Here is a 12,419-nt window from a genome sequence, read left to right on the forward strand (position 1 = left end):
CCCCGCCCCTTCCCGCACCACCCCGCGCCTCGCCCCCGCATCCCCTCCCGAGCCTCACGCATCCCCCTTCCCGAGCCCCGCATCCCCCTGCCCTGGAGCCTTCCGCGCATGTCGCACACATCCCGTTCCCTCCGCTCCCTCTCCTCCGGCGTTCTCGCAGCGCTCGTCGGCGCCGCTCTGGTCGGGAATGCCGTCTTCGGGGCGGCCGTTGCGCCCGCGGTGGCCGCGCCGGTCGCATCCGCAGCCGCACCGACCGAGGGAACCGACTTCGCGGCGCTGGTGAACACCTTCGTGTCGACCGAAGACGACTTCGGCCAGGACCTGCCCGGCGCCGAGGCTCCGAACTCGATCATCAAGATCAACCCCATGACCACGCCGGGGCGGTCGCACAGCGGATACGACTACGCCGAGGACCAGATCGCCGGCTTCACGCACACGAACCTCAACGGCGTCGGCGGTTCCGGCGGCGGCGGTGACCTGCTGGTCGTGCCGACCTACGAGACCTACTCCGCGCGTCCTTCGTCGGGCACGTACGCGAAGACCTACAGCCACGACGCCGAGGAGGCCGAGCCCGGCTACTACGGCGTCGACCTGCAGACCTCGCGCGGCGCGATCCTCGCCGAGGCGACCGTCGACGTGCGCACCGGACAGGACCGGTTCACCTTCCCCGAAGCGGGAACCGCATCCGTCGTCGTCGATCTGCGCAACAACTTCACCAGCCGCCGCGACGCCTCCCTGACGACCTCGACCCTGTCGGACGGCCGCGCCGCGCTGTCGGGCGAGTTCACCGGTCACTTCAACGGCTATGACTACCGCATGTACTACTACGCGGAGTCGACCGTTCCGGTCAGCTCGCTGCGCACGTGGGGGTCCTCGGGGGCGCTCGACACGACGGCGACCCGCGCCGGAACCGACCTCGGCGCCGTGCTCGAGTTCGACGTGGATGCCGGTGAGCAGGTCGGACTCGAGGTCGCGATCTCCCCCATCAGCGCCGCACAGGCGCGCACCGACCTCGGCGTCGAGATGGGCGAGCGCACCTTCGAAGAGGTCCGCTCCGACACCCACGCCGACTGGAACGCCATCCTCAGCCGTCTCGCGGTCACCGCATCCACCACGAGCGACCCCGACGGCGACCTGCAGCAGCTGTTCTACACGCACCTCTACCGCATGTTCGGGGCCCCGGTGAACGCCACCAGCACGAGCGGCACCTACCGCGGCCTCGACGGCGAGATCTACGCCGCCGACGGCTACATCCACTACGACGGCTGGGGATTCTGGGACGACTTCCGCAAGTACGAAGTGCTCGCGATCGGCTACCCCGAGGTCTTCCGCGACATGGCGCAGTCCATCGTCGACCTCTATGCGAGCTTTGCGAACACCGGCAGCGGGTCGCTGTCGAACCAGGTGCACTCGGTGCCGACCGTGCGCTTCGAGCGCGCCGCGGTCGTCGTCGCCGACGCCGTGGCCAAGGGCGCGCAGCTGAGAGGCCTCGAGGCGGCATGGCCCGCCCTGGTCTCGCAGTCGCAGGGTGGATACGCCGACGCCGGCAACGTGCAGCGCGGCTACATCGCGAACGAGGTCGACGACACCCTCGGCACCGCGTATGACGACTGGGCGCTCGCGACGATCGCCGACGCGCTCGGCAAGACCGCCGAAGCCGACGCCTACCGGCTGCGCGCGGCGAACTGGACGAACCTGTACAAGAGCGACGCGGTCACCCTCGCCGATGGCACGACGACTGGTCTGGTCTTCCCCAAGAACGCGGCCGGCGTGTGGGCGGATGTGAACCCCGAGCGCTTCGAGGCCGGCAACGTGTACCAGGGCACGCTGTGGCAGTACAACTGGTACGTCGCCCCCGACATGGGCGGGATGATCGAGAAGATGGGAGGCGCCGAGACCACCCTCGAGGCGCTGAGCTTCATGTTCGGCGAGCACGCTCCCGACGACGGCTCCCGGATGCTGCACGCCAACGCCAACGAGATCGATCTGCAGGCGCCCTATCTGTTCAACTACGTCGGCTCGCCCGCGCAGACCCAGCACTGGGTGCGCAGCATCTACACCGACGAGACTTGGAACCGCTACATCGCCACCGGCTCGACGCACGAGGCGCCGACCAACGGCGGCGAGTTCACCCCGCCCGTGAAGACGTCGGTCTACAGCAACTCGCCGCAGGGGTTCCTGCCGACGATGGACAACGACACCGGAACCATGTCATCGATGTTCGTCGCCGCCGCGATGGGACTGTTCCCCGTCGCCGCCGGGTCGGACGAGTACCAGATCGGCACGCCGTTCTTCGAGAACGTGCGGATCTCCTACGAATCGGGTCGCACGTTCGACATCTCCGCCGACGGTGTCTCGCCCGACGACTACTACATCCAGTCGGCGACCCTCAACGGCGAGAGCTTCGACCGCACGTGGGTCACCTACGACCAGCTCACCGGGGGCGGATCGCTGGCCTTCACGATGGGCGACACCGCCTCGGACTGGGCGGCCGACGGAGTGGCTCCCGCGTCGCTGAGCGACACCCTCCCGAGCTCGGTCTACAACCCGACCGGCGCCGTCGTGGTCTCCGAGCGCGAGTTCCGCTCCACCGCCGGCGACGGGTCGATCGAGAACACGGTGGCGCTGACCATCACCAACGGCACGTTCGCCGGGCGGAACGGTGACGATCTCGCCGCGAGCGGGGCGATCACCGCCTCCGGAGTTCCGGACGGCCTCACGCTGCGGGCGGAGCGCACCGGTGACCGCTCGGTGGATCTCATCCTCACCGGCAACGCGACGGCCTCGACGGAGTTCGACAGCATCGACGACCTCGTCGTGCAGGTGACCGACGCCGCGTTCAGCCGCACGCCGTCGACCGGCGCGCAGGAGTTCGTGTTCAAGGTGACCTTCACCGGCGCATCCCTCGCGGTCGATCGCACCACGGTGCTCGCCGCCGCCGACGGCACCGTCGACGCCACGGTCGGGCTCACCCTGCGCGGTGCGACCTTCGCCGGCGCCGACGGTCGCGACCTCGTCGCCGACGGTCTCGTGACCGTGCCGGGGCTGCCGGCCGGCGTCGCCGCCGCGTTCGTCAAGACCGGTGCCGCGACGGCCGACCTGCGCCTGACCGGGTCGATGGGGGATGCCGCCACGGCCGCCTTCGCGCTCGCCTTCACCGACGCCGCCCTCGAAGGAGCGGCCGCAGCCGCGCTGCGCGGTGACGGCGTCTCGGGGCTCGGAACGCTCACTCTCGCAATCGATCAGGAGTGGCGCCGTCAGCTGACCGAGGCGCTCGCCGATGCCGACCTGGTGGTGCGGGGTGCCTACTCGACGGCCTCGTTCGCCGCGTTCGACGAGGCGCGAGAGGCTGCCCGGTCCCTGCTCGCCGAGGACTCGGCGGGCGACGACGCGCTTCGCGCCGCGCTGGACCGGCTGGAACGCGCTGCGGACGACCTGCGGATCTCCCCGGCGACCGACCGGGTCGTGCTCGACGGCGTCGCCTACGCCGATGTCGCCTTCGACGACGACTTCTCGGTCGATCGACTGGCGGAGTACACCGCCTACGGCGACGCATCGGAGCCGGCCGCCGACCTCGCGGTCGATGCCGAAGAGGGCGTGCTGGAGGCCATATCCACCGACGGTCGCCGCTGGACGCACCTCGCCCTTCCGGCCGAGACGAGCGAGCCCTTCGCGCTCGTGGTCGAGCCGCGCGCCTTCGCCGGCACGGGTTCGGCGGAGGACAGCCTGTTCATCGGACTGACCGATGGGGTCGGCAACCGCGCGCACAGCTGGTTCAACAACACCCGCTCCGAGACCGGGTTCGACGTCGTCGTGGACGGTAGCGGACGGGATGTCGGCGCGGGCATCCAGGGCGGCGTCTCGTGGGAGCCGGGCGACCGCTTCGCGACGGTCGTCGACGACGGCCGGATCACCTCGTGGGTGGAGCGGAACGGCACCTGGTCCGAGCTGCGCAGCGGTTCGCTCGACGCCGTGCTGAGCGTCGACGAGCGTGCCGACTGGGCACCCACCGTGAGCCTGCGGCTCGACCCGGGCACCATCAGCCTCGACCGCGTGACGCTGCTGCAGGCCGACGACGACGCGCCGATCCTTCCGGCACGCGTCGAGGCGGAGGAGTTCACCTCCTCGAGCGGAGGGTCGCTCGTGGCCGAGGGCACGAGCCCGTCGGGCAACGTCGGCGGCACGTACGACGGCGGCGAGCTGGTCTACGACGACGTCGCCTTCGGCACCGGCCCGCTCACGACGCTGACCGTGCGCACATCCACTCGCGACGAGCGCGTCGGGGCCAACCCGCGCCTGGATTTCTACCTCGACGAGCAGACCGAGGAGAACCGCGTCGCGAGCGTCGCGCTTCCGAGGACCGGCGGCTGGGGGAACTACGTCACCACCACCGTCGACCTCGAACGCGAGGTGTCGGGACGCCACACGCTCATCGTCGTGATGCACTCGGACCCCGTTCCCGGGCAGGCATACCAGTACGTGGCGAACTTCGACTGGTGGGAGTTCGCGCCGGACGAGCAGACGCCGCAGCCGGTGAACCGCGACGACCTGCAGGCGGCCGTGTCGTCGGCATCCGAGCTCGTCGCCCAGGAGGAGCGCTTCATCGCGATCGACTTCGCCGTGTTCGAACGGGCCGTCGCTGATGCGCAAGCCGTGCTGGGCGACGAGACGGCGACCCAGGCCGACGTCGACGAGGCGCTCCGCGTGCTGCAGGCGGCGCAGGGGCAGCTCGAGTGGAAGGTCATCCGCGCCCTGCCGGTGCTCATCGCCGAGGCGGAGGCCGTGGACCGCTCCCCGCACACCGACGAGTCGCTCGGCCGGCTCGACGACGCTCTGGCGCAGGCCCGCGCTGTCGCCGACGGCTCGAGCTACGAGACGTACACCGCCGCGTACGACGCGCTGCGCGAGGCGCTCGCCGCACTCGAGGAGCCGGAGGAGCCGGGGACGGAGGAGCCGGGGACGGAGGAGCCGGGCACGGGGGAGCCTGGGACCGAGGAGCCTGGCGCGGGAGAGCCTGAGACGGAGCAGCCGGGCACGGAGGAGCCTGGGACCGAGGAGCCTGGCGCGGAACAGCCTGAGACGGAGGAGCCCGGGACGGAGGAGCCGGGCACGGAAGAGCCGGGTACGGAGGAGCCGGGGACCGAGGAGCCGGGTACGGAGGAGCCGGGCACCGATGGACGACCGGGCTTCGTGCCGGCGGCTCCGAGCGTCGACGGAGAAGATCTGCCGCTCGTGTTCCGTGACGTCATCACCGTCTCTGTCGCGGGTCGTGGGGTGACGGTGGGTGGTCTGGCCGCGGACCAGTGGCACTTCGGATACGTCTATTCGGAGCCGCGGGCTCTCGGCTGGACGCTCGCCGACGCCGACGGAAGCGCCACCCTCGCACTCCCCGAAGGCCTCGATGTCGGCGTGCACCGCCTTGCGATGCTCGACGCCGACGGCGAGCTTGTCGGGTGGGCCGAGTTCACGGTGGCGGATCTCCCCGTGACCGGCAGCGATGCCACCGCCGCGTGGGTGATCGGCCTGCTCGCCCTCGTCGGCATCGCGGGCGGGATCGTCCTCGTGCGCCGCCGCTCCCGCGGAACCGCCGCGGAGTGACCCCGCGACCTGACCGGCCGTCTCCGGCCGGTCAGGTCGCTGCCCCGGTGCGGGTGAGGTCGCTGCCCAGCCGGTCAGGGCGTTGCCCCGGTGCCGGGGAGGTCGCTGCCCATCCGGTCAGGGCGCTCCCCCGGGGCCGGTCAGGCCGCTGCCGAGTCGGTCAGGCCGCTCCCGGTGCCGGTCAGGGTGCCCCCGGCCCCCGTCCGCGGGGCGCCCCGTGAACCAACTCAGGCTGAGACGGCGGATTCGGTGCCGTGGCGGCGTCCGGAGGCCGTCCCAGCCTGAGTTCCGGCACGGGGCGGTTCGGATACCATCCGGACGTCGCCGGTGGACACGGACGGCGGAAGGCAACTGTTCACGTCGTCCGGTGCGACCAGACGGGGATCGGGTCGCGGGGTTGGTTCCGGCTCCTCCGGAGTAGTTGCGCCCGGTGCGGCGGCCTCTCGTGCACCAACTCAGGCTGTGCGGGCGGTTTCGGCGCCGCAGCGGCATCCCAACACCGTCCCAGCCTGAGTTAGGTCCGGCGGAAGGGTCGAAGGACGGAGGTGGCGACGCCACGGGGCGACGGGTCAGTGAGGCGGAACCAGCTGCTGGAACTCGTTGAAGAGCGCCATCACCTGCTCGTCGAGGTCGACCTGGGCCAGCAGAATGCCGATGGTACCGTCGGGGTCGACGAAGAAGTCGGTGCCGAGGCCGCCCGACCAGCCGAACCGACCGGCATGGCCGCCGCCGGTCTGCACGCCCACGCCGAAGCCCCACCCCATCTGGTCCCAGAAGCCGGGGAAGAAGCTGTCGGGCCGCTTGAGAGCGTCCGGGATCTGATCGGATGTCATCAGCTTCAGCAGCTCCGCCGACACCAACGGTCCATCACCGACCTCGGTTCCGTAGCTGAGTGCGCGGAGAAAGCGGGCGTAGTCCGCGACGGTGGACACGAGCTCTTCGTGGCTGACGTCGTGGGCGGGAGGTCCGGCGTATAACCCGCCACCGGCGGGTTCGCTCTCGACCAGCACGTCGCCGTCGCGTCGGTAGGTCGCCGGCAGTCGGTGCGCCGATGCTGACGGGGTCCAGAATCCGGTGTCGACCATGCCGAGCGGGGCGAGGAGGTCTTCACGCACATGGTCGGGCGTGGACCGGCCGACCACGCGTGAGATGAGGACGCCGAGAATGCCGAAGGAATGGTGGTAGCGCCATCCCTCACCCGGTGCGAAGGCGAGCGGCAGGCTCGCCGCCCTCGCCAGCCATTCGTCGGCGCCGAGCCCGCTCGGCTGCGGACCTGCCTCGAGTCCTGACTCGACCATGGCCTGGGCGAGGGGGGAATCGGTCGTCATCATGCCGTAGCCGCTGGTGTTGGTGAGCAAGTGGCGCACGGTGATCGGCCGGGGCGACGGCCGCGTGTCATCGAGCGGCGCGTCCGGATGCGACAGCACGACCGGGTCGGCGAGCTCCGGCAGCCATCGTGCCACGGGGTCATCGAGTTTGATGAGCCCACGATCGACCAGCCGCAGCGTCGCGACGGTGGTGACGGGTTTGGTCATGGACTGGATGCGGAAGATCGCGTCGACGGCGAGGTCGGGTCCGCCGAGCGCGGACGCGCCCACGGCGAGCGGTGCGGGTTCGGCATCCGGCGCGACAACGACGGCGACGGCTCCGGGAACGGTGCCGGTCGAGACGTGACGCGCCAGCAGCTGCTCGAGCGGGGAGGTCATGAGATCACCGTGTCACGCCGTCGCCATCTGTGCACCAACTCGGCCTCCTGTGCGCCAACTCAGGCTGAGAAGCGATATTGGCGCAGCGGCGGCTGTCGGGGCCCGTCTCAGCCTGAATTGGTGCGCGAAGGCGTGCGCGAAGCGGGGTGAAGGCGGGGCGAGGTCGATCGATGCGCTGGCGAGACCGACCGGCGCCGTCACGGGGAGCCATGCGGCGCTAACTCAGGCTGGGCGGGCGTATCGCACCGCCGCGGCTCCTATCGGGCCGATCCCAGCCTGAATTCGTGCAAGGAGGCGCGAGATGCCGACACTGGGCGGGATCGACCGACGTCGTGGCAAGACCGGCCGACGCCGGGCGGAAGCCGCGCGGCACGAACTCAGGCTGAGAGGGCGAAATTGATGCCGCGGCGGCTGCGGGGGTCGTTCCCAGCTCGAGTTGGGACCCCGAAAGGTGGGCGTGCGCGAGGCAGGGCCGCACCGACCCGCACCGACCCGCGCCGACCCGCGCCGACCCGCACCACCCGCACCGGGCCTGTACGGAATGCGTGACGCTGCCGACGGTGTTGCCCACGGTGTGAGCTGAGGCGTCCGCGCAGACGGCGGACGGGAAAAGGACGGTACTCATGGCACGCATCACGGTTCTCGGCGGCAGCGGATACGCCGGAGCGGCGGTGGCCGCTGAGGCGGCGCGCCGCGGACACGAGGTCACGTCGGTCAGCCGCTCGACTCCCGATGCCTCGGCCGAGGGGATCGACCACGTGGCCGGAGACGCGCGCGACGCGCAGACCCTGTCGAGCGTCGTGCAGGGACGCGACGCCGTCGTGGTGGCCCTGTCGCCCCGCGGTGACATGGCGGGCGAGGTCGAGGATGTGCTGGAGCGCCTCCTGGACGAGGTCGCCGGCTCCGCGACGCGCGTGGGCTACGTCGGCGGGGCATCGTCTCTGCAGCTCGAAGAGGGCGGGCGCACACTCTGGGACGTCTCCCACGAGAACCTCCCCGCCGAAGTCAAGCCCGAGATCGAGACGGGTCTGCGCACCCTCGACATCCTTAAACGGTCCCCGGAGTCGGTCGACTGGTTCTACGTCAGCCCGCCGTCGGACTCCGGCGCCTGGTTCGACACGCCCTCGCGGGGGTCGTACGTGCTCGGCGGCGACGTTCTCCTCAAGGACGCCGACGGAGCCTCGACCATCTCCGCCGCCGACCTGGCGCTGGCGATCGTCGACGAGATCGAGCACCCCGCCCACCGGCGCGCCCGCTTCACCGCCATCTGGGGTCCGGCCTGACCGGCACCCCCGCCGGAGAGGCTACCCGGTTCCGGCGGTCGCGATGGATGCGCGCTCGGTCCACGTCCGCGCAGTGACGCGGTCGAGATCGACCTGGCGGCGCATGGCCAGCGCCTTCTCATAGAGCGACGGGTCGCCGTAGCTGGTGAGCACCTTCACGATCACCGGAAGCAGCTCGATCATGAAGAACAGGCCCGCGATGAGCAGGTGCGCCCATCGGATCGCCGGTTCCTGCTCGGCCAGGCGCTCCATGGCGCTCATCTGGCTGAGCAGTCCCGTCGCACCCGCGTTGCCCGACGCGACGGACTCCGCCTGCTCGTTGTATGCCGCCAGCGCCATGTCGTATTGCTCCCGGGCCACGGGCAGCTCGTCTTCGGCCTGCTGCTTGTTGATCTCGGATGCGCTGGCCGCGGCATCCGCGCTGGCGCCGTTCGCGGCGGTGAGGTCGTTCTGCGCCTCCAGCAGCTGGGCGGCCGTCTCGTCGTATGCCGCCTGTGCCGCGCTCAGCTGCGCCTCGGCGGCCTCGGAGCTCGATCCTTCGCCTGTGACGCCGGAGCATCCTTCGACCTCGCCGGCACCGGCGCCCGTCAGTTCGCACTGGTAGAGCAGGCGCGCCTCGTCGATGACCGCCTGCTTCTCGGCGAGCTGGGCGGTGAGCTGGTCGACCGTCGTCTGCGCGGCGGCCGCCTCGGCGGACGTCGACGACGTGCCCGCGATGATGCCCGTGGCCGCCTGGTTCTCCAGTTCGGCGAGGCGCTCGCCGGCAGCGTCGAGCGCCTGCGCTTCGGGCCCGTCGGTGACCGCCGTCTGGTCCTCGAGGGCCTGCACCACGTTGGTCGCGTTCATCTCGCGCGTGATGTCGTTCTGGAAGATCTGCAGCACGAGCGGTTCCGCCACGACGATGCCGATCAGCGCCGCCATCACCACGCGCGGGAACGCGAGACCGAGCAGACGCCACGGATTGCGCGTGGACGTCATCGTCGAGGTGAGGAACCGGTCGAGGTTGAAGATGATGAGGGCCCATACGATCGCCAGCGGTACGGCGATCCACACGATCACCTGCACGCCGGTCAGGAGCGCGAAGAACATCGACAGCGCCGAGACGACGGCGGTCCCGAGCAGCACGAAGAACATCTGCACGAAGCGCGGGGTCTCGGCCGGCACGTCGTCGAGGATGTCGCCGTCTGCGCCGCCGAGGACCGCCAGGCGTCGTGACAGCGGCATCCGGCGCCGGCGTCCGGCACGGGGGCGGCGCCCACGAGGCGCGGCGTCGGGCTCCGCCTCATCCGTCGCGGTGTCGTCGAGGACGACGGTCGGCTCGGTCGCGGTGCCGGCAGGGGGTGCGGATGCCGCCTCAGCGGCGCCGGTCTGCTGATCGACGTCGTCGGGCGCGGGCTTCAGGTCGGAGAGGTACTGGGGTTCGGCGTCATCGTCGACCGGGAACTCGATCTGACCGTCGGAGCCGAACCGGCCGGGGCGATGAGCGGAATAGTTCACCGGGACACCCTGCACGTTCTCGCTATGGCCAGCCTGGGCGAACGCCCCATGCGACCCGCGGATCCGCCGGGCTGCTCGCCCGGCGCGCGCGTCACACCTCGACGGGAGCGTTCCGGCGCGCCGGCGCCGTGACCACGTCGAGCAGGTGCGGGCCCAGCGGGCGGTCGGTGCCGAGCACGACCCGGGTGCGCACGCCGGGATGGTCGACGGCGCCGAGGCGCTGCCCGCGCAGGTCGGCCACGGTCTGCCCGCGTCCGGGGCCGTCGGTCGTGTCGACGACGACGGGCACGCGCGGGGCAAGGGTCGGGATGACGCCGCCCGCGGCGATCGCCGCGGCCAGCGGATCGTGCAGCGCCGAGCTTCGCGTGCCGTAGGTGGGCAGGTAGAAGTCGAAGTAGAGGTCGAGGATCTCGCCGAGAGCGCGTGCGCCGGGCACATCCGATTCCAGCAGCCGCAGCCGGTCCGCCTCGTGCAGCACGTTCTCCATCGTGACATCCAGCGGCACGATCGTGAGGTCCCAGTCGGCCTCGACGACCGCGGCCGCCGCTTCGGGGTCGTTGCCGATGTTCGCCTCGGCAACCGGCGAGAGGTTCCCCGGGGCGAGCGCGGCGCCGCCCATGATCGTCACGGCGCTCACGCGGGACGGCAGGGTCGGGTCCTCGCGCAGCGCCAGCGCGAGGTTGGTGAGCGGCCCGATCGCGACGATGTGCAGGTCGCCGGCGTACGCGTGCGACAGGTCGATCAGCAGCCGGGCCGCCGATCCCGCCACGGGCTCGTGGGGTGAGGTCGGCAGGTCGACGTCGCCCACGCCGTTGGTTCCGTGGATGTGCGGCACGCCGCCGTTGTACGTCTTGCGCAGGTGATCGCGCGCCCCGATCGCCACCGGAACCTCCGGCGCGTCGAGAAGGGCCAGCAGATCCAGGGAGTTGCGCGCGGCCTGCTCGCTGCTGGTGTTCCCGCTGACCGTCCCGATCCCGACCAGCCGCACCGCCGGCGAGGACACCAGATAGGCGAGGGCGAGGGAGTCGTCGACTCCGGTGTCGCAGTCGAGGAAGACGGGGATCGGGGCGGTGGCGGGGGCGTTCATCGGGAAGAACCTACCCGCGCCTGAGCGCGCGGACCGACTCGAGACGAGCATCCGAGGCGAATCTTCACGCGCCCGAAACAGGCGGACGGCTAGCGTCGGATGACACGCACGGAAAGCGACGCCCTCCAGGGGTGGGGAAAGCCTGATGCGGCAACCCACCGCGGTCGCCCGGACCGCCCTCACCGAAGGAGTCACCATGACGTTCCACGTTCCCTCCGTCGACATCTCCGCCTACGTCACCGACGGCTCGCCCGAAGAGCGCCTGGCCGTCGCCGCGGCCATCGACCACGCCTGCCGCACGGTCGGGTTCATCCAGATCCACGGGCACGGCATCCCGCCCGAGATCATCGACGGCCTCACCGAGGCGATGGATGCGTTCTTCGCGCTCGACCTCGACGCGAAGAAGGGCTATCGCACTCCGCCGGAGATCAACCGCGGCTATTCGCCGCCCAAGTCCGAGTCCCTCAGCCTCTCCCTCGGCGTCGAGGCTGCGACGCGGATGAACGACTTCTTCGAGGCCTTCAACATCGGGGCGACCGCCGCCGATTACCCCGAGTCCGCGGATCTCCCCCAGCCCGACTACGCCGACAACGTGTGGCCGGATGTGCCGGACTTCGAGCAGAAGGTGCAGACGTACTTCGGGGAGGCCGCTCGCGTGGCCCGCACGATGACGAGCATCTTCGCCGACGCGCTGGGACTCGAGCCGGACTTCTTCGCGGACCGTACCGGTCACTCGCTCGACGTCTTCCGCATGAACAACTACGCGCTCCCGCCCGGCACCGATGTGACCCTCGACGGCGACCTCACCGGCATGGGCGAGCACACCGACTACGGCATCGTCACGATCCTGTGGGCCGACCAGGTGCGGGGGCTCCAGGTGCTCGGCGCCGACGGCTCGTGGAACGACGTGCAGCCCGAAGCCGGCGCGCTGCTGATCAACCTCGGCGACGTGACCGCGCGCCTGACCAACGAACGGTGGATGTCGACGCTGCACCGCGTGAAGCCGCCGGTGATCGACGGCACCATCGAGCGCCGCCGCAGCGCGGCGTTCTTCCACGACGGCGACGTCGACGCCGTCATCCGCACCCTTCCCTCGTGCATCGACGACGAGCATCCCGACCTGTACGTGCCGGTGACCGTCGGCGAGCACATCGCCGCCAAGCTCGCCGGCTCGCGAGCCGGGGTGCGCAACGTGTCGGCCGAGCGCGAATCGGCGCGGGTGCTCGCCAGCAAGCGCTGACCTCGCCC

General features: G+C 70.9%; 6 protein-coding genes. 3 read left to right on the forward strand and 3 right to left on the reverse strand.

The features are described 5' to 3' along the window. Positions 1-108 precede the first annotated feature (108 nt). Positions 109-5,598 carry a glycoside hydrolase domain-containing protein gene (locus B3S45_RS00265; protein ID WP_286716737.1) on the forward strand — a complete coding sequence of 1,830 codons (5,490 nt, stop codon included), beginning with the start codon at positions 109-111 and terminating at the stop codon, positions 5,596-5,598. A gap of 569 nt (positions 5,599-6,167) precedes the next feature. Here B3S45_RS00265 and B3S45_RS00270 read toward each other — a convergent pair. Continuing rightward, a complete protein-coding gene (locus B3S45_RS00270) occupies positions 6,168-7,304 on the reverse strand; it encodes a serine hydrolase domain-containing protein (RefSeq protein ID WP_286716738.1) in 1,137 nt (378 codons plus the stop codon). 623 nt (positions 7,305-7,927) lie between these two features. Between B3S45_RS00270 and B3S45_RS00275 the strand changes: the two genes are divergently transcribed. Next, positions 7,928-8,587 carry an NAD(P)-dependent oxidoreductase gene (locus B3S45_RS00275; RefSeq protein WP_286716739.1) on the forward strand — a complete coding sequence of 220 codons (660 nt, stop codon included), beginning with the start codon at positions 7,928-7,930 and terminating at the stop codon, positions 8,585-8,587. A 21-nt stretch (positions 8,588-8,608) separates the two neighbouring features. Here B3S45_RS00275 and B3S45_RS00280 read toward each other — a convergent pair whose 3' ends face one another. Beyond that, on the reverse strand, positions 8,609-10,084 hold the full coding sequence (locus B3S45_RS00280; protein ID WP_286716741.1) for a DUF4407 domain-containing protein: 1,476 nt from the start codon (positions 10,082-10,084) through the stop codon (positions 8,609-8,611). Between the two features lie 91 nt (positions 10,085-10,175). Next, positions 10,176-11,171, reverse strand: a complete 996-nt coding sequence (locus tag B3S45_RS00285; protein ID WP_286716743.1) for a nucleoside hydrolase — start codon at positions 11,169-11,171, stop codon at positions 10,176-10,178. 196 nt (positions 11,172-11,367) lie between these two features. Here B3S45_RS00285 and B3S45_RS00290 point away from each other — a divergent pair, with 196 nt between their 5' ends. Then, positions 11,368-12,411, forward strand: coding sequence for an isopenicillin N synthase family dioxygenase (locus B3S45_RS00290; RefSeq protein WP_286716744.1), 1,044 nt, complete (start codon positions 11,368-11,370; stop codon positions 12,409-12,411). Positions 12,412-12,419: the final 8 nt, after the last annotated feature.

The organism is Microbacterium sp. UBA1612 (assembly GCF_002321605.1).
In the GTDB taxonomy this organism is placed as follows: domain Bacteria; phylum Actinomycetota; class Actinomycetes; order Actinomycetales; family Microbacteriaceae; genus Microbacterium; species Microbacterium luteum.

Coding starts and splice junctions, on each gene's coding strand:
- B3S45_RS00285 (WP_286716743.1), bottom strand. CDS start 11,171: ATGAACGCCCCCGCCACCGCCCCGATCCCCGTCTTCCTCGACTGCGAC.
- B3S45_RS00275 (WP_286716739.1), top strand. CDS start 7,928: ATGGCACGCATCACGGTTCTCGGCGGCAGCGGATACGCCGGAGCGGCG.
- B3S45_RS00265 (WP_286716737.1), top strand. CDS start 109: ATGTCGCACACATCCCGTTCCCTCCGCTCCCTCTCCTCCGGCGTTCTC.
- B3S45_RS00270 (WP_286716738.1), bottom strand. CDS start 7,304: ATGACCTCCCCGCTCGAGCAGCTGCTGGCGCGTCACGTCTCGACCGGC.
- B3S45_RS00290 (WP_286716744.1), top strand. CDS start 11,368: ATGACGTTCCACGTTCCCTCCGTCGACATCTCCGCCTACGTCACCGAC.